This window comes from Streptomyces sp. NPDC001787 (assembly GCF_040297465.1).
GTDB lineage: Bacteria > Actinomycetota > Actinomycetes > Streptomycetales > Streptomycetaceae > Streptomyces.
Window position 1 is genome coordinate 332,237 of sequence record NZ_JBEOZE010000004.1, and the last position, 23,984, is coordinate 356,220.

The 23,984-nt window shown below is 71.2% G+C and carries 15 protein-coding genes; all 15 read left to right on the forward strand.

Translation table 11 applies throughout. The annotated features are described in order from the left end of the window. Positions 1–31 precede the first annotated feature (31 nt). The 15 genes from mreC to ABT170_RS08370 all read left to right on the forward strand — a co-directional run bounded on the left by mreC (position 32) and on the right by ABT170_RS08370 (position 23,905). Positions 32–1,147 carry a rod shape-determining protein MreC gene (mreC, locus tag ABT170_RS08300; RefSeq protein ID WP_351865115.1) on the forward strand — a complete coding sequence of 372 codons (1,116 nt, stop codon included), beginning with the start codon at positions 32–34 and terminating at the stop codon, positions 1,145–1,147. Positions 1,148–1,152: 5 nt separating this feature from the next. After that, positions 1,153–1,815 (forward strand): rod shape-determining protein MreD, encoded by a 663-nt coding sequence (gene mreD, locus ABT170_RS08305; RefSeq protein WP_329944010.1) that lies wholly within the window; start codon positions 1,153–1,155, stop codon positions 1,813–1,815. 61 nt (positions 1,816–1,876) lie between these two features. Next, positions 1,877–4,051, forward strand: a complete 2,175-nt coding sequence (gene mrdA / locus ABT170_RS08310) for a penicillin-binding protein 2 (protein WP_329944009.1) — start codon at positions 1,877–1,879, stop codon at positions 4,049–4,051. Further along, positions 4,051–5,244 (forward strand): rod shape-determining protein RodA, encoded by a 1,194-nt coding sequence (gene rodA / locus ABT170_RS08315; protein ID WP_329944008.1) that lies wholly within the window; start codon positions 4,051–4,053, stop codon positions 5,242–5,244. The genes mrdA and rodA overlap by 1 nt, the downstream gene beginning before the upstream one ends. Before the next feature lie 96 nt (positions 5,245–5,340). Beyond that, on the forward strand, positions 5,341–6,909 hold the full coding sequence (locus tag ABT170_RS08320; protein ID WP_351865119.1) for a CYTH and CHAD domain-containing protein: 1,569 nt from the start codon (positions 5,341–5,343) through the stop codon (positions 6,907–6,909). Positions 6,910–6,961: 52 nt separating this feature from the next. Beyond that, positions 6,962–8,890 (forward strand): TIGR03960 family B12-binding radical SAM protein, encoded by a 1,929-nt coding sequence (locus ABT170_RS08325; RefSeq protein ID WP_329944006.1) that lies wholly within the window; start codon positions 6,962–6,964, stop codon positions 8,888–8,890. Positions 8,891–8,957: 67 nt separating this feature from the next. Continuing rightward, a complete protein-coding gene (locus ABT170_RS08330; protein ID WP_351865122.1) occupies positions 8,958–9,530 on the forward strand; it encodes a GNAT family N-acetyltransferase in 573 nt (190 codons plus the stop codon). Positions 9,531–9,592: 62 nt separating this feature from the next. Beyond that, positions 9,593–10,771, forward strand: a complete 1,179-nt coding sequence (locus tag ABT170_RS08335) for a hypothetical protein (protein ID WP_351865125.1) — start codon at positions 9,593–9,595, stop codon at positions 10,769–10,771. 123 nt (positions 10,772–10,894) lie between these two features. After that, positions 10,895–11,677: a TIGR03936 family radical SAM-associated protein gene (locus ABT170_RS08340; protein ID WP_329944003.1), complete on the forward strand. Its 783-nt coding sequence runs from the start codon at positions 10,895–10,897 to the stop codon at positions 11,675–11,677. A 227-nt stretch (positions 11,678–11,904) separates the two neighbouring features. Further along, complete coding sequence (locus ABT170_RS08345; protein WP_351865128.1) at positions 11,905–15,870, forward strand: Rne/Rng family ribonuclease; 3,966 nt, start codon at positions 11,905–11,907, stop codon at positions 15,868–15,870. A 330-nt stretch (positions 15,871–16,200) separates the two neighbouring features. Further along, on the forward strand, positions 16,201–17,319 hold the full coding sequence (locus ABT170_RS08350) for a DegT/DnrJ/EryC1/StrS family aminotransferase (protein WP_351865131.1): 1,119 nt from the start codon (positions 16,201–16,203) through the stop codon (positions 17,317–17,319). Then, complete coding sequence (locus ABT170_RS08355; RefSeq protein WP_329944000.1) at positions 17,316–18,341, forward strand: Gfo/Idh/MocA family protein; 1,026 nt, start codon at positions 17,316–17,318, stop codon at positions 18,339–18,341. The genes ABT170_RS08350 and ABT170_RS08355 overlap by 4 nt, the downstream gene beginning before the upstream one ends. After that, positions 18,338–19,966, forward strand: a complete 1,629-nt coding sequence (locus ABT170_RS08360) for a glycosyltransferase family 2 protein (protein WP_329943999.1) — start codon at positions 18,338–18,340, stop codon at positions 19,964–19,966. Before ABT170_RS08355 ends, ABT170_RS08360 begins: the two co-directional genes overlap by 4 nt. Then, positions 19,963–21,246: a nucleotide sugar dehydrogenase gene (locus ABT170_RS08365; RefSeq protein ID WP_329943998.1), complete on the forward strand. Its 1,284-nt coding sequence runs from the start codon at positions 19,963–19,965 to the stop codon at positions 21,244–21,246. Before ABT170_RS08360 ends, ABT170_RS08365 begins: the two co-directional genes overlap by 4 nt. Before the next feature lie 46 nt (positions 21,247–21,292). Then, positions 21,293–23,905 carry a glycosyltransferase gene (locus ABT170_RS08370; protein ID WP_329943997.1) on the forward strand — a complete coding sequence of 871 codons (2,613 nt, stop codon included), beginning with the start codon at positions 21,293–21,295 and terminating at the stop codon, positions 23,903–23,905. Positions 23,906–23,984: the final 79 nt, after the last annotated feature.

Genomic DNA, 23,984 nt, shown 5'->3' on the forward strand with positions numbered 1-23,984 from the left:
CATTCCGACGAGGAAGGCACGGCCGCCGCACGTGAGGGACACACGAGAGAGCCGGCTGCTCCTGGTGCTGCTGATCGCCATCGCATTCGCTTTGATCACGGTGGATATCCGCGGCGGTGAGGAGTCACCGGTGGACGGCGCCCGGCAGGCCGCCGCAACGGTCTTCGGACCGGTCGAGAACGGCGTGGCGGCAGCGGTCGACCCGGTGGGCAATGCCATCGGTGCCGTACGGGACTCCGGCGACCGGCACGACCGGATCGCCGCGCTGGAGCGGGAGAACGCCGCCCTGAAGGCGAGGCTCGGCAGCGACGACCGCAACAACAGCCGGGTCCGCCAGCTCGACGCCATGATGAAGAACGCGGGCGCCGGCCAGTACGGCATCAAGGGCGCCGAGGTCATCGCCATAGGAGCGGCCCAGGGCTTCTCCTGGACGATCACCATCGACGTCGGGAGCAACGACGGCATCAAGCGCGACATGACGGTGCTCAACGGTCAGGGGCTGGTCGGCCGGGTCACCACCGTCGGCCCCGACACCGCGACCGTACTGCTGGCCAACGACCCCGACTTCACCGTCGGCACCCGGATGGAGAAGACCGACGAGCTCGGCTTCGCCACCGGCCAGGGCTCCCGGCCGCTGTCGGTCCAGTTCCTCAACGGCAAGGCCAAGGTGAAGAAGGGCGACCGGCTGGTCACCTTCGGCTCCAGCAAGGACAAGCCCTTCGTGCCCGGCGTCCCGGTCGGCGAGGTCGTCCGGGTCGACCCGTCCGGCGGCGATCTGACCCGGACCGTCTATGTGAAGCCGTACGTCGGGTTCACCAAGCTCGACATCGTCGGCATCGTGGTCCAGGCACCGCGCGAGGACCCCCGCGACATGGTGCTGCCGAAGAAACCCGAAAAGCCGAAGCCCACCCCCACGGTCACCGTCACCCTCCAGCCGAACGGCGATCTTGTCGACGGCGGCGGAAAGGTCGTCGGCAACATCCACGAGAAGCCCGGCACGAAACCCACGGGGAACACCACGGGCGAGCCGGCCGGGAACAGCACGCGGAATCCCGCCGGGAATTCCACCGGCAACGCCGACAACGCGGCGGATTCCGGCAACGCCGCCGATTCCGACAATGCGGCAAACGACCAGGAGCAGGGCTGATTCCCATGCGCTTCAACCGGACTCTGCTCTCCGTCACCCTGGTCGTGGTCGCCCTCGTCATCCAGGTCTCCGTACTCGCGCGCCTCCAGCTCCCCGGCGCCGTCCCCGATCTGCTGCTGCTCACCGTCCTCGGACTCGCCTTCGTGTACGGGCACGTCAGCGGCGCCCTCATCGGCTTCGGCGCGGGACTGCTCGCCGACCTGGCACCGCCCGCCGACCACGCCGCGGGGCGCTACGCCCTGGTGCTGTGCGTCATCGGCTACCTCGCGGGACTGGCCCGGCCCACGAACGGGCAGCTCAAGTCGGCGCTCGCCCCGATGGCCGTCGTGGTCGCCGCGGCCATCGGCTCGACACTGCTGTACGCGGGTGTCGGCGCCCTGGTCGGCGACACGGCCGCCCGCCATGTGGGGCTGGGCAGCCTGCTGTTCACCGCCGCGGTCTACGACCTGCTGCTGGCACCGTTCACCGTGCCGCTGATCATGGCCCTCGCCAGACGTACCGAGAACGACCCGCTCACCGAGTCCTCCGGCGGCGGCGATGTCGCCGCGGGGTGGCTCACCTCGGGCACCGGGCTGCGGATCGGCGGCCAGCGCGGCGGACTGCGCGTCAAGGCCGCCCGTAACCGTGCCGCACGCGCAGGAAGGATCAAGGGGGTCAAGCGACTGTGACGCCGTACTTCCCGGGGCGGGAGCCCCGTACCGCCGGCCGGACCACCGCCGGGGGTGACCGGTGAGCAACATCCCCGAGACCGGCCGGACCCAGCGGGTCCAGATCCGGCTCATCGTCATTCAGGTCCTCGTCTTCTCCCTGCTGTTCACCCTCGGCGGCCGTCTCTGGTACCTCCAGATCCGCAACGGCCAGGAGTACACCGACGAAGCGAAGAACAACCACGTCCAGCAGGTCGTCCAGCCCGCGGTCCGCGGCTCCATCCTCGACGCCCGCGGCGTACCGCTCGCCGACAACGAGACCCGCCTCGTCGTCTCCGCCAGCCGTACCGAGCTGATGAAGATGGAGGACAAGGGCAACAGCGTCCTCACCCGGCTCGCCGAGGTGCTGGACATGAAGCCCAAGGACGTCCTCGACAAGGTCCGGCTCTGCGACGCGAAGACCCCGCAGCCCTGCTGGAACGGCTCGCCCTACCAGCCGATCCCGGTCACCGACGAGGCCACCACCCAGCAGGCCCTCCAGATCCGCGAACGCGCCGAGGACTTCCCCGGCATCACCGCCGAGCCCACCGCCGTACGCCGCTACGCCGCACCCGGCAAGGCCAACACCGCCCAGGTCCTCGGCTACCTCTCCCCGGTCACCGACGACGAGATCACCAAGGCGCAGAACACCGACTCGCCGTACCTGCGCTCCGACCAGGTCGGCCGCTCCGGGCTGGAGCGCACCTACGACAAGGCGCTGCGCGGCAAGGCGGGCGTCACCCGCTACGAGGTCGACAACCTCGGCCGGGTCATCGGCCAGGCGGAGAACGACAAGGCGGAGCCCGGCGCGAGCGTGGTCACCTCCATCGACGCCCGGGTCCAGGCGGTCGCCGAGTACGAGCTGAACCAGGCCATGGAGACGGCCCGCAAGGAGCTCGACCGCAACACCGGGGTGAACTACAAGGCGGACTCCGGAGCCGTCGTCGTCATGGAGGCCAAGACCGGCCGCATCGTGTCGATGGCCTCCCTGCCGAACTACGACCCGAACTCCTGGGTCGGCGGCATCTCCGGCAAGGACTACGCCAAGCTCACCAGCAAGAAGTCCAACTTCCCGCTGCTGAACCGGGCCATCCAGGGGCAGGCGGCCCCCGGCTCCATCTTCAAGGTGATCTCCTCCACCGCCGCCGTCAACGCGGGATACGACTTCGACGGCAACTACCCCTGCCCCAGCTCGTACTCCATCGGTGGCCAGACCTTCAAGAACTTCGAGTCCCAGGGCTACGGCAGCATCTCCCTCGGCCGCGCCCTGGAGGTCTCCTGCGACACCGTCTACTACGGTCTCGCGCACAAGGAGTGGCAGAAGGACGGCGGCACGCTGCCGAAGAAGAACGCCAACGACTGGTTCTACAGGACCGCTCACGAGTTCGGCCTCGGCAAGGAGACCGGCATCGACCTCCCCAACGAGGTCAGCGGCCGTGTCCCCGACCGCAAGTGGAAGCAGGACTTCTTCAAGGCGAACAAGGACGCCTGGTGCAAGCAGGGCAAGAAGGGCGGGACGTACGTCGAGCAGATCGCGTACGAGAACTGTCTCGAAGGCAACAAGATGCGCGCCGGTGACTCCGTCAACTACTCGATCGGCCAGGGCGACACCCTCGTCACCCCGATCCAGATGGCGACCATCTACGCCGCCATCTCCAACGGCGGCACCCTGTACGACCCGACCGTCGGCAAGGCGATCATCAGCGGCGACGGCAGGACCGTGCAGAAGATCAAGCCCACGTCGCACGGCAAGCTCCCCTTCACCGGAGACACGCGCGACAAAATAGACGAAGCCCTCGCGGGTGTCGCGACCCGGGGCTCGGCCGCCTGGCGCTTCGGCGGCTGGCCCCAGGACAAGATCCCGATGCACGCCAAGACCGGCACCGCCGAGGTCTACGGCAAGCAGACGACCTCCTGGTTCGCCACGTACACCAAGGACTACTCGATCGTCATGACGATCTCCCAGGGCGGCACCGGCTCCGGTGCCTCCGGGCCCGCCGTGCGCAACATCTACAACGCCCTCTACGGCCTCGACACCACGGGCAAGCAGGACCTGAAGAAGGCACTGCTGCCCAAGCCCCAGAAGGCGCTGCCGAAGATCCAGCCCGACGGCTCGATCGACGCCCCGAGGATCAAGCCGTACGACCCGAACTCGCAGAAGCCTCCCCTCGAAGAGGGACAGCAGGCACTCGCCGGAGCACCGGGAAGGCGGGACTGATGGCCGGCGGCTTCTCCGTCTCCCGGTACGCCCCCGAGCCCGGTTCCTGGGCCAAGCTCACCGCCCGGGACTCCGTCGTACGCCGGCTCGACTGGCCGCTGCTCGGCTCGGCGCTCGCGCTCTCCTTCATCGGCTCGCTGCTCGTCTGGTCCGCCACCCGCAACCGCGACACGCTCACCCACGGCGACCCGTACTACTTCTTCTTCCGGCACGCCCTGAACACCGGCATCGGCGTCGCCCTGATGATCGGCACCATCTGGCTCGGCCACCGCACCCTGCGCGGGGCGGTCCCGATCCTGTACGGCCTCTCGGTGCTCCTGGTCATGGCCGTGCTCACCCCGCTGGGCGCCACGGTCAACGGCGCCCACGCGTGGATCATCGTCGGCGGCGGCTTCTCCCTCCAGCCCTCCGAGTTCACCAAGATCACCATCATCCTGGGCATGGCGATGCTGCTCGCCGCCCGGGTCGACGCGGGCGACCAGCTGCACCCGGACCACCGGACGGTCGCCAAGTCCCTGGGCCTGGCCGTCATCCCGATGGCCGTCGTCATGCTGATGCCGGACCTCGGCTCGGTGATGGTCATGGCCGTCATCGTGCTCGGTGTGCTGCTGGCCTCCGGAGCCTCCAACCGCTGGGTCTTCGGACTGCTCGGCGCGGGCACCGCGGGCGCCGTCTCCATCTGGCAGCTCGGGCTGCTCGACGACTACCAGATCGCCCGCTTCGCCGCCTTCGCCAACCCGGCGCTGGACCCGGCGGGCGTCGGCTACAACACCAACCAGGCCCGCATCGCGATCGGCTCCGGCGGCCTCACCGGCACCGGGCTGTTCGAGGGCACCCAGACCACCGGCCAGTTCGTCCCCGAGCAGCAGACCGACTTCGTCTTCACCGTCGCCGGCGAGGAACTGGGTTTCCTCGGCGCCGGACTGATCCTCGTCCTGCTCGGCGTCGTCCTGTGGCGCGCCTGCCGGATCGCCCGCGAGACCACCGAGCTGTACGGCACGATCGTCGCCGCGGGCATCATCGCCTGGTTCGCCTTCCAGGCCTTCGAGAACATCGGGATGACCCTCGGCATCATGCCGGTGGCGGGTCTCCCGCTGCCGTTCGTGTCCTACGGAGGGTCCTCGATGTTCGCCGTCTGGGTGGCGATCGGGCTGTTGCAGTCGATCAGGGTGCAGCGGCCGATAACGGCCTGAGACGCGCCGACAGCACGCCCCGCCCCCCTGCCTCATCGCGTCCCTCCCCATCGCGGACAACGCGTCTCACGGCCGTTCTGCCCTTAGGTTCGGTACATGGCGGACTCGAAGCGTGAGATCGAGCGGAAGTACGAAGCGGCTCCCGGAACCCGGCTGCCCGACCTGACCCGCGCGGCCGGGGTCCTCGAAGTCGCCCACCGAGGCGTCCATGAGCTCGATGCCGTCTACTACGACACCGAGGACCTCCGGCTCGCCGCCGCCTCGCTCACCCTGCGGCGCAGGACCGGCGGCGACGACGAGGGCTGGCACCTGAAGTTCCCCGTCGCCTCCGGCATCCGCGACGAGATCCGCGCCCCGCTCGCCGACACCCTGCCCGCCGAGCTCGCCGCACTGCTCCGCTCCCGGGTCCGGCACACCGCACTCGCCCCCGTCGTACGGCTGCGCTCCGCCCGTGACGTCCACCATCTGCTCGCCGCCGACGGCAGCCTCCTCGCCGAGCTCAGCGTCGACCGGGTCCGCGCCGAACGGCTCACCGAGGACGGCGGCGGCGCCACCGCGCAGTGGACCGAGCTGGAGGTGGAACTGGCCGACGACGGCGACCCCGCGTTCCTGGACGTGGTCGAACGCAGGCTGCGCGAGGCCGGGGTGCGCCCCTCGGCGTCCGCCTCCAAGCTGGCCAGGGCCCTCGCCGAGACCGCCCCCGCGACGACGCGCCGAGGGAACGGGGACGGGCGGGGGAGCGGGGGCGGGGACGGGCGGGGCAGCGGCGGGAGAGCGCGGGTCACCGCGGGCGACCATGTCCTCACCTACGTACGCGAACAGATCGAGGCGATCATCGCCCTCGACCCCGCCGTACGGCGCGACCTGCCCGACTCCCTGCACCGGATGCGCGTGGCCACCCGGCGGCTGCGCAGCGCCTTCACGACGTACCGCAAGGTGCTGGACCGCGCCGTCACCGATCCGGTGCGCGAGGAGCTGAAGTGGCTCGCCACCGAGCTCGGCGTCGAGCGCGACCGGGAAGTCCTCGCCGAACGGCTGCGCACCGCGCTCGCCGAACTGCCCCGCACCCTGTGCCTCGGCCCCGTCCGCGGCCGGCTGCGGATCTGGTCGGCGGCCCGTCGCGCCGGCTCCCGCCGCCGCACCGTCGCCCTGCTCGACGGGCGGCGCTACCTCGCCCTCCTGGATTCCCTGGACGCGCTCCGCGCGGACCCGCCCCTGCTGCCCGGCGCGGCCCGCAAGCCCAGGAAGGCCCTGGCCCGCGCGGTGCTGAAGGACCACGACCGCCTCGCCGACCGCATCCGCCACGCCCTCGCGCACCCGCCCGGCCACGAGCGCGACCTGGCGCTGCACGAGGCCCGCAAGGCGGCCAAACGCGCCCGGTACGCGGGCGAGGCGGCCGGGCCCGCCCTCGGCGGGCCCGCCGAGCGGTTCGTCCGCAGGACCAAGGCCGTACAGACCCTCCTCGGCGACCACCAGGACAGCGTCGTCGCCCGCGAGGCGCTGCGCGACCTCGCGGTCCAGGCACACGCGGCGGGGGAGTCCGCCTTCACCTGGGGACTGCTGTACGGCAGGGAGGAGGCGCGGGCGGCGGCCGGTGAGAGAGAGCTGCCGGAGGTCTGGCGGAGGGCGTCCGGGCCGGAACTGCGGGCGGATCTGAAGGGGTGAGCAGCGGGGTACGCTGGATGGTCACCCCTGCCAGCTCACGAAGGTTCGCGAGATGTCTGCCGAGTCGGTCTTCCCACAGCTCGAAGCTCTGCTCCCGCATGTGCAGAAGCCCATCCAGTACGTCGGCGGTGAGCTGAACTCCACCGTCAAGGAGTGGGACAGCTGCGACGTCCGCTGGGCCCTCATGTACCCCGACGCCTACGAGGTCGGACTGCCCAACCAGGGCGTCATGATCCTTTACGAGGTACTCAACGAGCGCGAGGGCGTCCTCGCCGAGCGCACCTACAGCGTCTGGCCCGACCTCGAAGCGCTGATGCGCGAACACCGGGTCCCGCAGTTCACCGTGGACAGCCACCGTCCCGTCGGCGCGTTCGACGTCTTCGGGCTCAGCTTCTCCACCGAACTCGGCTACACCAACATGCTCACCGCCCTCGACCTCGCGGGCATCCCGCTGGAGGCCGCCGACCGTACGGTCGACGACCCGATCGTGCTCGCGGGCGGCCACGCCGCGTTCAACCCCGAGCCGATCGCGGAGTTCATCGACTGCGCGGTCATCGGCGACGGCGAGCAGGCGGTCCTGGAGATCACCGAGATCGTCCGGGCCTGGAAGGCCGAAGGCCGTCCCGGTGGCCGTGACGAGGTGCTGTTCCGGCTGTCCAGGACGGGCGGCGTCTACGTCCCGCGCTTCTACGACGTCGAGTACCTCCCCGACGGCCGCATCGGCCGTGTCGTGCCCAACCGGTCCGGCGTGCCGTGGCGCGTGTCCAAGCACACCGTCATGGACCTCGACGAGTGGCCCTACCCGAAGCAGCCGCTGGTCCCGCTCGCGGAGACCGTCCACGAGCGGATGTCCGTCGAGATCTTCCGCGGCTGCACCCGCGGCTGCCGTTTCTGCCAGGCCGGCATGATCACGCGCCCCGTGCGGGAGCGAAGCATCACCGGCATCGGCGAGATGGTCGAGAAGGGCCTCAAGGCCACCGGCTTCGAAGAGGTCGGCCTGCTGTCCCTCTCCTCCGCGGACCACACCGAGATCGGCGAGATCGCCAAGGGCCTCGCCGACCGGTACACCGAGGACAAGATCGGCCTCTCGCTGCCCTCCACCCGCGTCGACGCGTTCAACGTGGACCTGGCCAACGAGCTGACCCGCAACGGCCGCCGCTCCGGGCTCACCTTCGCCCCCGAGGGCGGCTCCGAGCGCATGCGCAAGGTCATCAACAAGATGGTCTCGGAGGAGGACCTGATCCGTACGGTCTCCACCGCGTACGGCAACGGCTGGCGCCAGGTGAAGCTGTACTTCATGTGCGGCCTGCCCACCGAGACCGACGAGGACGTCCTCCAGATCGGTGACATGGCGGTCAAGGTGATCGCCAAGGGCCGCGAGGTCTCCGGCCAGAACGACATCCGCTGCACCGTCTCCATCGGCGGCTTCGTGCCCAAGCCGCACACCCCCTTCCAGTGGGCCCCGCAGCTCAGCGCCGAGGAGACCGACGCCCGGCTGACGAAGCTCCGCGACAAGATCCGCGGCGACAAGAAGTACGGCCGCTCCATCGGCTTCCGCTACCACGACGGCAAGCCCGGCATCGTCGAGGGCCTGCTCTCGCGCGGTGACCGCCGGGTGGGCTCCGTCATCCGCGCCGTCTACGAGGCCGGCGGCCGTTTCGACGGCTGGCGCGAGCACTTCAGCTACGACCTGTGGATGGCCAGCGCCGAGAAGACGCTGCCCGGGTTCGGCGTGGACGTCGACTGGTACACCACCCGGGAGCGCACGTACGAGGAGGTCCTGCCCTGGGACCACCTCGACTCCGGCCTCGACAAGGACTGGCTCTGGGAGGACTGGCAGGACTCGCTCGACGAGACCGAGGTCGAGGACTGCCGCTGGACCCCGTGCTTCGACTGCGGCGTCTGCCCGCAGATGGACACCAGCATCCAGATCGGCCCGACGGGCAAGACGCTGCTGCCCTTGACCGTGGTCAACAAGTAGCCGTGACCAGCGGGGATGCCGGCCGTCCGGGGCTCATGCCCGGCAGGCGCACGAGAGGACGCCGACCATGACCGGGCTGGGAACCGTCGCCTGGCCGCCTGCCCCGATCCGGACGGAGAGGCTGGTGCTCCGCGAGTCCGAGGCCCGGGACCGCGCGGAGTTCATCGAGCTGTTCGCCTCGCCGGAGGTGGGTACCCACCTCGGCGGCTCCCGGCCGCGCGACGACCTCGAACGCGCGGTGCCCGAGGTGCCGGGCCGTCGCCCCGGCCTCTTCGTGGTCGAGCTCGACGGAACGATGATCGGCATGACCACGCTCGACCGGCGCGCCGCGGAGCGTCCCGGGCACGTCGGCCCGGACGCCGATGAGGCCGAGCTGGGCTACCTGTTCCTGCCGCGGGCGTGGGGACGCGGGTACGCCGCCGAGGCGTGCGCGGCGGCACTGGACTGGTTCGCCGACGCGCTTCCCGGCGAGCCGGTCGTGCTCTGCACCCGGACCGCCAACGACCGCGCGATGCGTCTCGCGGCGAGGCTGGGGTTCGCCGAGGTGGAGCGGTTCGAGGAGCACGGCGCCGAGCAGTGGTTCGGTGTGCGGTCGCCGGTGAGCCCGTCCGGTCGCTCCGCCCCCGCTTCCGCCGGGTGACAGCTCGATGACGATGGCCCGGTCCGGGAAACTCCGGACCGGGCCATCGCGTCATTCACGGCATGGAATACGGCAAGCACCAGGCGCCACAGGCGTACGAGCCCGGTGAGGGCTGCCTGACCACCCTGATCAGGGTTCCGGTGCGGATCGTGGTCCTGGTGATCGTGCTGCCCGTACGCATGGTCCGGGACGCGCTCGTCGTCACCTGGCGTGCCGCCGAACGGGTACTGCTGCGCCCGCTGGGCCGGGCCCTGGCCCGGCTGTTCGACACGCTCGTCGCGGTCCCGTCGGCCTGGCTGTACCGCACCGTCCTCACCCCGCTCGGCCACGCCCTGCGGTGGCTGGCCACCGCACTGTTCGTCTGGCCCTGGATCGGCCTGTGGCGGTATGTGGCGGTGCCGGTGGTGCGGTACGGACTCGTCGTACCGCTGGTGTGGCTGTACGGGACGGTCCTCACCCCCATCGGCCACGGGACGCGGTGGCTGTACCGCACGCTGCTGGTCCCGGCCGGGCGCGGCATCGGCACCGCGCTGGGCCGGCTGCTGACCGCACTGTTCGTACGGCCGGTGGCCGGCCTGTGGCGGTACGCGGTGGTGCCGGTGGTGCGGTACGGACTCGTCGTACCGCTGGTGTGGCTGTACGGGACGGTCCTCACCCCCATCGGCCACGGCGTCTCCTGGCTGCTCGTCATGGTGGGACGCGGTATCGAGGCAGTCGTACGCGGCCTGGCGGCAGCCCTCGTACGGCTGGTCCTGACGCTGCTGGTCGCCCCCGTCTCCTGGCTTTACCGGCGGGTGCTCGCCCCGGTCGGCCGGGAGATCGGCGCCGCGATCGAGGTCGCCTGGCGGGTCGCCGGACAGCTCTCCCGGGCCATCGGCCGGGCCCTGGCCCGGCTGGCCCGGTATCTGGTCGTCGCCCCGGCGACCTGGGTCTACCGCTCGGTGTGCACCCCGGTCGGACATCGTGTGCGCGACGCGGTCTGGGCCCCCGCCGTACGGGCCGCTGTGGAGGCCGGGCGGGCCACCCGCGACGCCCTGCGAGCGGCCCGCGAGAGCGTACGGCAGGCCCGCCGGGGTGCCTGGCGGGCGCTGGTCGGGGGAGGAGCGGACCCCCGGGCCGGGGAACGGGGCACGGTTGCTGCGCGTACGCTGGGTAGTGCGCAACAGACAGCGACTGTCCCCAGCGCGGCGCAGGCACCCGAGATCTCCCCGCTTGGAGCGGAAACCCTCAAGCGGGGGTGAGCCGGGGCGGGCGCCCCGGGGCCACCCGTATTTCGTGGGCGGCGCTCCACCGAGCCCGCCCCGCACCGAGGAGAAGAACCACTGGGCAAGCGACAGCCCGAAGGCCCGCCGCCCGCACCGGCAGTGCAGCGCATCCGCCTGCGCTACACCAAGCGCGGCCGCCTCCGGTTCACCAGCCACCGAGACTTCCAGCGGGCCTTCGAGCGGGCATTGCGCCGCTCCGAGGTGCCGATGGCGTACTCGGCCGGTTTCACCCCGCACCCCAAGGTGTCGTATGCCAATGCCGCCCCCACCGGCACGGGCAGCGAGGCCGAATTCCTGGAGATCGCCCTCACCGAGGCGCGTGACCCCGATGTGCTGCGCGCACTGCTCGACGAGTCGCTGCCGGACGGGCTCGACATCACCGACGCGGTGGAGGCCCGCACCCCGGGTCTCGCCGACAGGCTGACCGCGTCCGTCTGGGAGATGCGCCTCGACGGAGTGACGCCCGAGGACGCCGGCAGGGCCGTTTCCGCCTTCAACGACGCCGGGACCGTCGAGGTCCAGCGCCGCGCGAAGAACGGGATGCGGACCTTCGACGCCCGTGCGGCCGTCGCCGACCTGCAGGCTCTTGATCCACAGCCTGATAGGCCCGGGGACAGGCCCTGTGCGATACTGCGGCTGGTTGTTCGGCACGTGACACCTGCCGTGCGACCCGACGACGTCCTGTCCGGTCTCCGAGCTGTGGCCGACCTCGCGCCGCCGGTTGCCGCAGCGGTGACCAGGCTGGAGCAGGGGCTCTTCGACGAGGAGTCCGGCACGGTGACCGACCCGCTCGCGCCTGACCGCGAGGCAGCCCCGACCGCTCAACCAGCGGTCGCCCAGGCAGCCGTCGCGACGGCGCCGGAAGGTACAGGATCCGCGTAAGGCGGTCGTCGTAGCGCAGCCCTTGGACTCGGGAGCCACCTGGGTCGGGCCGCGCACTGACCAGAAGACTTTCGCCAGGCCGTGCGTACAACGCGTACGGAACCGGCGAGCCAGACATCAGCTCCCGTGCGGCGCCCGCGCCCCGGACGGCGGTACCGCGTATCAGCGGACCGTGCCGGACCGGAATCAGGCGCGGCGCCCGGGAGCGTGACGGGAGAACCGCCCGCATGAGTGAGCCGAACGAACCCGGTACGACCGGGAACACCGAAGACAACACCCCCGGGGACAAGCTGCCGCCGCGCCGCAGGCGCCGCGCGGCCTCCCGCCCCGCGGGCCCGCCCACCGCGGGTGCCGCGGGCACGGGCACCGAGGACAGCACGCCGGCCGTCGAGGCCGAGGTCTCCGCGAGCACGGACACCGCGCCGGACGAGGCCCCCGCGCCGCGTGCCCGTCGCCGTGCGACCCGTAAGGCGACGGCTCCGGCCGGTGCGCCGCAGTCCGCGGAGGCGGCTGTCGAGGTCGTCGAGCCCGTGGCCGCGCCCGTCGCCGAGGTGGTCGAGGAGCCCGAGGCTCCCGCGCCGCGTGCCCGCCGCCGTGCCACGCGCAAGGCCACCGCTCCCGCCGGTGCGCCGCAGAGCGCCGAGGCCGTGGAGAGCGCCGTCGAGGTCGTCGAGCCCGTGGCCGCGCCCGTCGCCGAGGTGGTCGAGGAGCCCGAGGCTCCCGCGCCGCGCGCCCGCCGCCGTGCCACGCGCAAGGCCACCGCTCCCGCCGGAGCCCCGCAGCCCACCGAGGCCACCACCGAGGAACTGGCCGCCGAGACCGGCGAAAGCCTCCCCGAGGCCGTCGCCGAGGAGCTGGCCGCCGAGACCGCCGAGGTCGAGGAAGCCGCACCGCGCGGCCGTCAGCGCCGTCGTGCCACCGCCGCCGCGGGGAGGCCGGAGTTCACCGGCAAGACCGAGGAGCCCACCCGCAAGGGCCGCCGTGCCGCGCGCCCCGCCGTGGCGGTCTTCCAGGCGCCGGTCTTCGCCGAGCCGATGTTCCAGACCCCCGAGACCGCTGCCGCCGCCGCTGCCGCCGCTGGTCCGGTCACCCCGTACGACGAGATCGACGAGGCCGAGGAGGAGCTGACCGCCGAGGCCGAGACCGCCCAGCCGGCCGCGCCCGCCGAGGCCGAGGCCTCCGAGGCCGCGCCGCAGGGCGGCTCGCGCCGCCGTCGCCGCCGTCGCGGTGAGGCCGCCGAGCCCGAGCAGACCGCCGCTCCCGCCGCCCCGGTGGAGGAGCCCGTCGAGCAGCCCGCGCACGAGCAGGACGAGCCCGAGACCGGTGCGGACGCCGAGCACGAGGGCGAGGGCGACGACACCGACGAGTACGGGGACCGGCCCTCGCGCCGTCGCCGTCGTGGTGGCCGCCGCCGTCGCCGCGGTGAGACCAACGACGCGGACGACGCCGAGCAGCACAGCGACGAGGCACCCGCCGACCGTTCCGACCGCTCCGACCGTTCCGCCGAGGACGAGCACCAGGGGCAGGACGCCGACGAGGCGGAGGACGAGGAGGACAACGACTCCTCGGCCGCCGGTTCGAGCAGCAGCCGTCGCCGCCGTCGCCGCCGCCGTCGCAGCGGTGACGCCTCCGCCGAGGCCGACAACGGTCAGGACGACCCGGAGCGTACGGTCGTCAAGGTCCGGGAGCCCCGCAAGAAGGAAGAGCGCGAGCCCGGCACCGGCTTCGACGAGGTCCAGTCCATCAAGGGCTCGACCCGTATGGAGGCGAAGAAGCAGCGCCGCCGCGAAGGCCGTGAGCAGGGCCGCCGCCGCGTCCCGATCATCACCGAGGCGGAGTTCCTGGCCCGCCGCGAGGCCGTCGAGCGGGTGATGGTCGTCCGCCAGAGCGGCGAGCGCACCCAGATCGGCGTCCTTGAGGACAACGTGCTCGTCGAGCACTACGTCAACAAGGAGCAGGCCACCAGCTACGTCGGCAACGTCTACCTGGGCAAGGTGCAGAACGTTCTGCCGTCCATGGAGGCCGCCTTCGTCGACATCGGCAAGGGCCGCAACGCCGTCCTGTACGCCGGTGAGGTCAACTTCGAGGCGCTCGGCATGGCCCACGGGCCGCGCCGTATCGAGACGGCTCTCAAGTCCGGCCAGTCGGTCCTCGTCCAGGTGACGAAGGACCCGATCGGTCACAAGGGCGCCCGCCTGACCAGCCAGGTCTCGCTGCCCGGCCGCTACCTGGTGTACGTGCCCGAGGGCTCGATGACCGGGATCAGCCGCAAGCTGCCCGACACCGAGCGGTCCCGGCTGAAGACCATCCTCAAGAAGATCGTCCCCGAGGACGCGGGCGTCATCGTGCGCACCGCCGCCGAGGGCGCGAGCGAGGACGAGCTGCGCCGTGATGTCGAGCGGCTCCAGCAGCAGTGGGAGGAGATCCAGAAGAAGTCGAAGAACAGCGGCAGCTCCAACGCGCCGACGCTGCTCTACGGCGAGCCGGACATGACCGTCCGGGTCGTCCGCGACATCTTCAACGAGGACTTCTCGAAGGTCATCGTGAGTGGCGACGACGCGTGGGAGACCATCCACGGCTATGTCTCGCACGTCGCGCCGGATCTGACGGAGCGCCTGTCGCGCTGGACCTCCGAGGTCGATGTCTTCGCGACGTACCGGATCGACGAGCAGCTGATGAAGGCGCTGGACCGCAAGGTCTACCTGCCCAGCGGCGGCTCGCTGGTGATCGACAAGACCGAGGCCATGGTCGTGGTCGACGTCAACACCGGAAAGTTCACCGGTCAGGGCGGCAACCTTGAGGAGACCGTCACCAAGAACAACCTGGAGGCGGCCGAGGAGATCGTGCGTCAGCTGCGGCTGCGCGACCTCGGCGGCATCGTCGTCGTCGACTTCATCGACATGGTGCTGGAGTCCAACCGGGATCTGGTGCTGCGGCGACTGCTGGAGTGCCTGGGCCGCGACCGTACGAAGCACCAGGTCGCCGAGGTCACTTCGCTGGGCCTGGTCCAGATGACCCGCAAGCGGGTGGGCCAGGGTCTGCTGGAGTCCTTCTCCGAGACCTGCGTCCACTGCAACGGGCGCGGTGTGATCGTGCACATGGAGCAGCCGACGTCCGCCGGTGGCGGCGGCGGTGGCAAGCGTTCCAAGAAGCGCGGTCGCGGCGGCGCGGGCCAGGAGCACGAGCACGAGCACGGTCAGTTCGCCGAGCACCACGAGCACGGCACCGAGCACGCGGAGGAGACCGAGGCCGAGCTGGCCGCGGAGGTCGCCGCCCCGGTGGCGCTGCCCGAGCCGGAGTTCGTCGCGGACGAGGAGCTGTACAGCAGCCCGGCCGAGGCGGAGGCCGCCGCCACGCGTGGACGCGGCCGTCGCCGTGCGACCCGCAAGGTGTCGGCCCCGGCCGGTGCGCCGAAGGCCGCCGCTCCGGCGCCGGTCGCGGAGACCGCTCCGGCGGAGAGCGCCCCGGTGACCGAGGCGCAGCCCGAGCCCAAGCCGGTCGTCGAGACCCCGGTGGCCGCTGCGGCCCCCGAGGCCGAGGCGGCACCGCAGGGCCGGACGCGTCGCCGGGCGACCCGGAAGGCGTCCGCCCCGGCGGGTTCGCCGAAGCAGGCCGAGGCGGCGGAGCCGGTCCGGCCGGCCGAGCCCACCGCGGAGCCGGTCGCCGCCGAGGACCCGGTCGTCGAGGCGCCCGCGCCCGAGGTCACCGAGGCCCCGGCCGCCCCGCCGCGTGCCCGGCGCCGGGTGACCCGTAAGGTCACCGCTCCGGCGGGCTCGCCCGCGGGTGCCGAGGAGCAGGCGGTCGTGGTCGTGACCGGTACCCCCGAGTCCGGTACCCCCGAGTCCGGTACCCCCGAGTCCGGGGCACCGGCCGAGGGCGAGCGGTCCGAGGCAACGGTTGCGGACGCGCCGGCCGCTGAGGCACCGGCAGCCGACGCACCGGCCGCCGAGGCACCGGCGAAGAAGACGGCGCGCAAGACCGCCAAGAAGGCGCCGGCCAAGAAGGCCGCCGCCACGAAGACGGCTGCGAAGACCGCCACGAAGACCGCCGCGAAGAAGACGGCCGCGAAGAAGACCACCGCGAAGAAGACGACGGCGAAGAAGGCCACGAAGAAGACGGTCGCCGCAGAGCAGTCGTCGCCTTCCGTGACCGCTTCGGCGCCGTCCGCGGAGGGCGCGGAGTCCGGCAGTTGATGATTCCGTAACCGGCAGTTCATCTCACGTGTCCCGCCCCGAAGCCTTCGGGGCGGGACACGTGCTTTGTTTCAGAACTGATGCAAGCACGGGTTAACGGGCCCGAAATCGCCTGAGAAATCCCTGATAATGTGACGGCGGTTGCTGGCCTGTAGCGGTTCTGAACGGAAACTACAATCGGTGACCGGCCCGGTGGCGGACAGACCGGACCCAGAATCCTCGGCAGGGCGTCGGCATTGTGCCGGTGGGGTTAGGCGCGGCCTCGTGAGACGTCCCGCACCCCAGACCTCTGCCTGTTAAGAGCTCTTGCGGTGTTCAAGGAGGACGTCCATGACGAGCATCAACGAGCAGCCGATTCCTGCTGCCCGCCCGGTCATCGGGGAAGACGAGATCGAGGCCGCGGTACGCGTACTGCGCAGCGGCCGCGTGGTGCAGGGGCCCGAGGTCGCGGCCTTCGAGGAAGGCTTCTCGGACCTGGTCGACGGCCGGCACTGTGTCGCCGTCAACTCGGGCACCTCGGCACTTCACCTGCTGCTGCTCGCCCTGGGCATCGGTCCGGGCGACGAGGTGATCGTCCCCTCCTTCTCCTTCGCCGCGTCCGCGAACGCGGTCCGCCTCGTCGGCGCCGACGTCGTCTTCGCCGACATCGAGCCGGGCAGCTTCGGCCTCGACCCGGCCGCGGTCGAGGCCGCGATCACCCCGCGCACCGCCGCGATCATGCCCGTGCACCTCTACGGTCACCCGGCGGCGATGGACAAGCTCATGCCCATCGCGGACAAGCACAAGCTCGCCGTGGTCGAGGACGCATGCCAGGCACACGCCGCGGCCCTGAACGGGACCCCCGTCGGCGCGTTCGGCGCGGGCGGCACCTTCAGCTTCTACCCCACCAAGAACATGCACTCGCTCGAGGGCGGCATGGTCACCACGGCCGACGCGGAGACCGCCCGCACCCTGCGCCTCCTGCGCAACCAGGGCATGGAGCAGCGGTACGCCAACGAGATCGTCGGCGCCAACATGCGTATGACGGATGTGTCCGCCGCCGTCGGCCGGGTACAGCTGACCAAGCTGGACGCCTGGACCGAGCAGCGCCGTGCCAACGCGGCGTACCTCGACGCGCACATCACCGCGCCGTGCGTCGTGACGCCGCCGGTCGCCGAGGGCGCCCGTCACGTCTACCACCAGTACACGATCCGGGTGCGGGGCGACCGGGACGCCGCGATGGCGAAGCTCACCGAGGCGGGCGTCGGCAACGCGGTCTACTACCCGACGCCGATCCACCGGCTCAAGCCCTACTGGGAGCCGGACCAGAAGGCCGGCCGCACCTGGGACCTGCCGGAGACCGAGCGGGCCGCCGCCGAGGTCGTCTCGCTGCCGGTGCACCCCTCGCTCACCGAGGGCGACCTGGCGCGCATCGCCGCCGCCGTGAACGCGCTGGGGGAGAACCTGTGAGCGCCGTACTGAAGGCCGGCCTCATCGGGCTCGGCTCCATGGGCCGCCACCACGCCCGGGTGCTCGCCGGCCTGGAGGGTGTGGACCTGGTCGGCGTCGTCGACCCGATGGGCGACAAGAACGGCTGGGCGCAGGGCGTCCCCGTCCTGTCGACCGTCGAGGAACTCATCGCCCTGGGCATCGACTACGCCGTCGTGGCCTGCCCCACCGGACTGCACGAGGAAGTCGGCCTGCAGCTCGCCGACGCCGGTGTCTGCGCGTTGATCGAGAAGCCGCTCGCGGACACCGTGGAGGGCGCCCGTCGGCTCGTCGAGGCCTTCGAGGCGCGCGGCCTGGTGGCCGGAGTCGGCCACATCGAACGCTGCAACCCGGCCCTGCGCTCGCTGCGCAGCCGTCTGGAGGCCGGCGAACTCGGTGATGTGTACCAGGTCGTCACCCGGCGGCAGGGTCCCTTCCCGCACCGGATCGCCGACGTCGGCGTCGTCAAGGACCTCGCGACCCACGACATCGACCTGACGGGCTGGGTGACCGGTCAGACGTACAACTCGATCGCGGCCCACACCGTGTCGAAGTCCGGCCGCCCGCACGAGGACATGGTCTCCGCCGTGGGCCAGCTCTCGGACGGCACGATGGTCAACCACCTGGTCAACTGGCTGAGCCCGCTCAAGGAGCGGTTCACCTCGGTCACCGGTGAGCGCGGCTGCTTCATCGCCGACACCCTCACCGCCGACCTCACGTTCCACTCGAACGCGTCGGTGACCACCGAGTGGGAGGCGCTGCGCGCGTTCCGCGGGGTCTCCGAGGGCGACATGATCCGCTACGCCATCCCGAAGCGCGAGCCGCTGCTCGTCGAGCACGAGCTGTTCCGGGACGCCGTGCAGGGGAAGTCGTCCGACATCTGCACCCTGCGCCAGGGGCTCCGTACCGTGGAGGTGGCCGCCGCCGTGCTCGAATCGGCGTCGACCGGACTCGCGGTGTCGCTGAAGGACCTGGACGCGCCGTTCGAGGGTGTGGCCAGTTGACCGAACCGGCTGTCACCGTCGTCGTAGCCGTTTACAACACCATGCCGTATCTCACCGAGTGCCTGAATTCGCTCGTGGGGCAGAGCATCGGACGCGAGCGGCTCGAAGTGATCGCGGTGGACGACGGGTCCACCGACGACAGCGGTAACGAACTGGACCGTTTCGCGGCGCTTTATCCGGATACGGTCAAGGTTATTCACCAGGAGAATTCCGGCGGGCCGGCCGCTCCCAGTAATCGGGCCCTGGACCTCGCCACCGGGCGTTATGTCTACTTCATCGGTTCCGACGACTACCTCGGTGAAGAGGCGCTGGAACGGATGGTGGCCTGCGCCGACAAGCACGATTCCGATGTGGTCGTCGGCAAGATGGTCGGGACGAACGGCCGTTATGTCCACCAGAAGCTGTATACCGGGAACGATCCGGATATCAGCCTCTACACATCGGCTCTTCCGTTCACGCTGGCCAACACCAAGCTCTTCCGCCGCGAACTGGTGGAGAAGCACGGCCTGCGGTTCCCGGAGGACCTGCCGGTCGGCAGTGACCAGCCGTTCACGATCGAGGCGTGCGTCCGGGCCCGCAGGATCTCGGTGCTCTCCGACTACACGTACTACTACGCGGTCAAGCGCGGTGACGCGAGCAACATCACCTACCGGGCCGATCATCTGGCCCGGCTGCGGTGCACCGCGAAGATCATGAAGCACACGGCCGGTCTCATCGAACCGGGACCGCGGCGCGACGCCGTGCTCAAACGGCACTTCGACTGGGAGCTGTCCAAGCTCCTCCAGAAGGACTTCCCCGCCCTCGACACCGGCACCAAGCGCCTGGTGTGCGAGGGCTTGGCCGCCCTGTTGGACGCGTACTACACCGACGGCCTGCGCGACGGTACGGGGGTGACGCGACGGGTGCGCTTCGGGCTCGCCATGCGCGGCGCCGTCGAGGAGCTCAGCCGCGCCATCGCGGACGAGACCGAGCACGGGGCCCCGCCGTTCCTCCTGGAGGGCGGGCGGGCCTTCGCCGCCTACCCCGGCTTCCGGGACGACGCGGTCGGCCTGGAGGACCGCTTCTACGAGGTGCTCGGCGAGGCGGTACCGGGCAGGCTCTCGAAGAGCACGGAGCTGGAGTCGGCCGCGTGGGAGCAGGACGGGGCGGAGCTGTCCCTCGCCCTGAGGCTGCGGCTCGGGATCATCGGTGACACGTCCTCGGCCGTGGTCGCCCTGGCGCAGGGCGCGATGCCCAAGAGCGCCGACAAGCCGGGGGCGCTGAGGATGCCCAAGGACACCCGGCGCCCCGAGGCCGTCGGAGAGTTCGTCAGGGAGCCCGCGGGCGGGGGCCGCGGCACCCTGCTGAGCGCCCGCATCCCGATCCAGCCCGTCAAGGCCAAGCGGGGTGTGCGGGTCTACGCCGATGTGGCGGGCTCGACGTACGAGATCCCCGTACGCACCGACGGGCTGCCGATGCCACTGGCACGGCGGTGGGGGCGGGCCGTCCCCTATCGCGTCGCCGCGAATCCGAACACCAAGGGCCGGCTCGTGATCACGACGGCCCCGCTGTGGGAGACCAGGCCCGGGATGCTGGCGCGGCTGCGCCGCAAGCTGTCCGGCCGGAAGAGGAAGCAAACCCGATGAACATCTGTGTAGTCGCGCTCGGCAAGATCGGACTTCCGCTCGCCGTGCAGTTCGCAGCCAAGGGCCACACGGTCATCGGCGCGGACGTCAACGAGAAGGTCGTCGAGCTGGTCAACGCGGCCACCGAGCCGTTCCCCGGCGAGCACGACCTCGACGTCATGCTCAAGGAGACGGTGGGCGCCGGTCTGCTCTCCGCGACGACGGACACCACGGCCGCGGTCGCCGTCTCCGACGCCGTCGTGGTCGTCGTCCCGCTCTTCGTGGACGCCGAGGGCACCCCGGACTTCGGCTGGATGGACGCCGCGACCAAGGCGATCGCCGCCGGGCTGAAGCCGGGCACCCTGGTCAGCTACGAGACCACGCTGCCGGTCGGCACCACCCGTACCCGCTGGGCGCCGATGCTCGCCGAGGGCTCCGGACTCACCCCGGGCGAGGACTTCCACCTGGTCTTCTCCCCGGAGCGGGTGCTGACCGGCCGGGTCTTCGCCGACCTGCGCCGCTACCCCAAGCTCGTCGGCGGCATCGACGAGGCGTCCGCCCGGCACGGTGTCGAGTTCTACGAGGCCGTGCTCGACTTCGACGAGCGCGAGGACCTGCCGCGGCCCAACGGTGTGTGGGACCTCGGTACGGCGGAGGCCTCCGAGCTCGCCAAGCTCGCCGAGACCACCTACCGCGACGTCAACATCGGTCTGGCCAACCAGTTCGCCCGGTTCGCCGACCGGAGCGGCATCGACGTCAAGAAGGTCATCGAGGCCTGCAACAGCCAGCCCTACAGCCACATCCACCAGCCCGGTATCGCCGTCGGCGGCCACTGCATTCCGATCTACCCGCGGATGTACCTGTGGAACGACCCGGAGGCGACCGTCGTGCGCTCGGCCCGCGAGGCCAACGCCGCGATGCCCGAGTACGCCGTGGACCTGCTGGCCGCCGCCTACGGCGACCTGGACGGCGTCGGTGTGCTGGTGCTGGGCGCCGCCTACCGCGGCGGGGTCAAGGAGACCGCGTTCTCCGGTGTCTTCGGAGTCGTCGAGGCGCTGAAGGCGCGCGGCGCGGTGCCGTTCGTCTCGGACCCGATGTACACCCCCCAGGAGCTGACCGCGCACGGCCTCGTCCCGCACGAGGGCCAGACCGTCACCGCGGCCGTCCTCCAGGCCGACCACGCCGAATACCGCGAGCTGGCCGCCGCCGACCTGCCGGACGTCCGCGTCCTGGTCGACGGGCGGCGGACGACGGATCCGGCCCGCTGGGAAGGTGTTCGCCGCGTTGTTATCGGAGGTTGACCTAATATGTCCGGGATAGCTCAGTTTGTCGTGTAAGGATTGAAGCATGTCAACATCTGTCGCCCGCCCCAAACTTGCCGTCATCGTCGCCAACGGCATCACTGGGGACTCCCGGGTGCAGAAGACGGCGCTCGCCGCTGCTCGCGCCGGCTGGGACGTCACTCTCATCGGCCGCAGCCCTTCCAAGCACACCGAGCGCTCCTGGTTCGGACCGGTCAAGGTCGTACGTGTACCGGTCGCCGCCCATATGAAGCGACGGGTGGCGGCCCGCGCCGTCCAGGGCGGCGCCCGCGCGCATCTGACGCAGTTCGGCATCAAGGACCGTGCGGGACTGGAGCAGCTGCGTGCCGCGCACGGCACCTGGGTGCGTGAACAGACCGCCAGGATCGGGTGGTTGAGCCAGTCCACGGCCATCGGCGGTCCGGCTGCCGTCGGGCTCAAGGCCGTGGTGCGGGCCCGCCGCGGCGCGCACAAGCTGCGGCTGAAGGCCTACAAGTGGGAGCAGCGGCGCAAGCCCGAGCAGCAGCCCACCGGCGACTGGCGCAAGGACTGGCCGGCCCTGCTCGACCTGGACCTGGCTTTCGGCCCGGTCATCGAGAAGCTCGCGCCGGACGTCATCCACGCCAACGACATCACCGCGATCAACCTGGGTGCCATGGCTGCCGCCCGGCTGCGGGCGAGCGGCCGCAGGTGCGCCTGGCTGTACGACGCGCACGAGTACGTCGCGGGCGTCGAGTGGCCCCAGCCGCTGATGACCACCGCCTTCCCCGCCGTGGAGAAGGAGTTCATCGGCAAGGCCGACGCCGTGGTGACGGTCTCCCCGGAGATCGCCGAGGTCATCCAGCAGGACTACGCGCTGGCGAAGACGCCTCTCGTGGTCCGCAACACCCCGATCCGCGAGACCATCGGCGGCGCCGCCGGACGTGTGTCGGTCCGGCAGGCCTGCGGCCTCGACGACAGCGTCCCGCTGCTCGTGTACTCCGGCTGGATCTCCTCCGAGCGCGGGCTCGGCACCGCGGTGGAGGGTCTGGCCGAGCTGCCCGGCTACCACCTCGCGGTCGTCGCGGGCAAGCGCAGCCCGGAGCTGGTCAGACTGCTGGAACTCGCCGAGGAGACCGGCGTACGGGACCGCATCCATGTGGTTCCCTACGTGGCCCAGCACGAGGTGGCGGACTACCTCTCCACCGCGGACCTGGGTCTGATCTGCTCCCAGCGGACGATCAACTACGAGCTGTCCCTGCCGACCAAGACGGCCGAGTACCTGCACGCGGGGCTGCCGATCATCGCCAGCGATGTGAAGACCCTCAGCGCGTTCGTACGGGAGCACGGCGTCGGCGAGGTGTTCGTCTCCGGCGACGCCGCCTCGTTCGTCGAGGCCGTCACCCGCGGCATCGCCAATGTCGCGGAGATGAAGGAGCACATCACCGAGCCCATCCTCACCGAGCTCTCCTGGGAGCATCAGTGCGAGGGCCTGATGGCGCTCTACAGCGAGATCTCGGGCCTCACCCCGCCCGCGCCCGCGGCGGGCTTCTCCTGGGGGGCCGTCGAGCGCGCGGTCACCGACACCGAGGAGGACGAGGAGCCGCGCGAGGAGCTGGAGCGGGGCTGGACGCCGCTCGGCAAGACCCCGGTCAAGCTCGGTCTGGGCCCGGCCAACTACGCCGGGCAGCTCGCCGCCTTCGCGCAGGCCGTCACCCGTGAGCGCTCGGACGTCTCGGCGGAAGTGGTCAAGCACCGCACCGCGCAGACGCACGAGTACCCGGCCGACGTCTATGTCGACGGCAAGTCCCTCAAGAACCTCGATGTCCAGCTCGAACAGGTGCAGCGGATCGTGCCGCGCTACACGCACCTCATCGCCGACGCCTTCCGCCCCGTCTTCGGCGGACTGAACGGCGACAGCATCGAGGGCGACCTGCCCGCGCTCCTCAACGGCGGGCTGAAGGTCGCGCTGCTCGCCCACGGCAGCGAGGTCCGCGACCCCGCGCAGCACCGGAAGCGCAACCCGTACTCCCTCTTCCTCGACGCCCCCGAGGGCTACGAGGACAAGCTGGCGGCGATCGCGGAGCGGAACCGGCGCATCGCGCGGGAGAGCGGGCTCCCGGTCTTCGTCACCACGCCCGATCTGCTGCTCGACCTGCCGATGGCCACCTGGGCACCGCTCGTCGTGGACGTCGAGGCATGGGCCTGCGACCGGCCGGTGATGCAGCGCGAACGCCCTGTCGTCCTGCACGCCCCCTCGGCGCGCTGGACCAAGGGCACCGACCGGGTGCTGCCGGTGCTCCAGGACCTCCACGACCGCGGCCTGATCGATTTCCGGCTGGCCGAGAAGGTCTCCTGGGCCACGGTCCGGGAGCTGGTGATGGAGGCGGACATCATCATCGACCAGTTCGCCATCGGTACGTACGGGACGTTCGCCTGCGAGGGCATGGCCGCCGGCAAGCCGGTGGTCGCCCACCTCGACAAGGAGTCGATCGCGGCGTGCGGAGTGACCCCGCCGATCGTCAACGCCACCCCGGAGACGCTGGACTCGGTCATGGAGGCGCTGCTCGCCGACCGTGAGGGCACGGCCCGGATCGGCGCCGAGTCGGCCGCGTTCGCGCGGGAGTACCACGACGGCACCGCCACGGCCCGCGCCCTGGACGGTTTCCTGAGGCGCTGACCGGCACGCGAGGACGCCCGTCCTCGCGCCAGGACATGACAAAGGGGCTCCCCGCCGGCAACGGCCGCCGGGGAGCCCC

Coding starts and splice junctions, on each gene's coding strand:
- mreD (WP_329944010.1), top strand. CDS start 1,153: ATGCGCTTCAACCGGACTCTGCTCTCCGTCACCCTGGTCGTGGTCGCC.
- rodA (WP_329944008.1), top strand. CDS start 4,051: ATGGCCGGCGGCTTCTCCGTCTCCCGGTACGCCCCCGAGCCCGGTTCC.
- ABT170_RS08320 (WP_351865119.1), top strand. CDS start 5,341: ATGGCGGACTCGAAGCGTGAGATCGAGCGGAAGTACGAAGCGGCTCCC.
- ABT170_RS08325 (WP_329944006.1), top strand. CDS start 6,962: ATGTCTGCCGAGTCGGTCTTCCCACAGCTCGAAGCTCTGCTCCCGCAT.
- ABT170_RS08330 (WP_351865122.1), top strand. CDS start 8,958: ATGACCGGGCTGGGAACCGTCGCCTGGCCGCCTGCCCCGATCCGGACG.
- ABT170_RS08335 (WP_351865125.1), top strand. CDS start 9,593: ATGGAATACGGCAAGCACCAGGCGCCACAGGCGTACGAGCCCGGTGAG.
- ABT170_RS08345 (WP_351865128.1), top strand. CDS start 11,905: ATGAGTGAGCCGAACGAACCCGGTACGACCGGGAACACCGAAGACAAC.
- ABT170_RS08350 (WP_351865131.1), top strand. CDS start 16,201: ATGACGAGCATCAACGAGCAGCCGATTCCTGCTGCCCGCCCGGTCATC.
- ABT170_RS08365 (WP_329943998.1), top strand. CDS start 19,963: ATGAACATCTGTGTAGTCGCGCTCGGCAAGATCGGACTTCCGCTCGCC.
- ABT170_RS08370 (WP_329943997.1), top strand. CDS start 21,293: ATGTCAACATCTGTCGCCCGCCCCAAACTTGCCGTCATCGTCGCCAAC.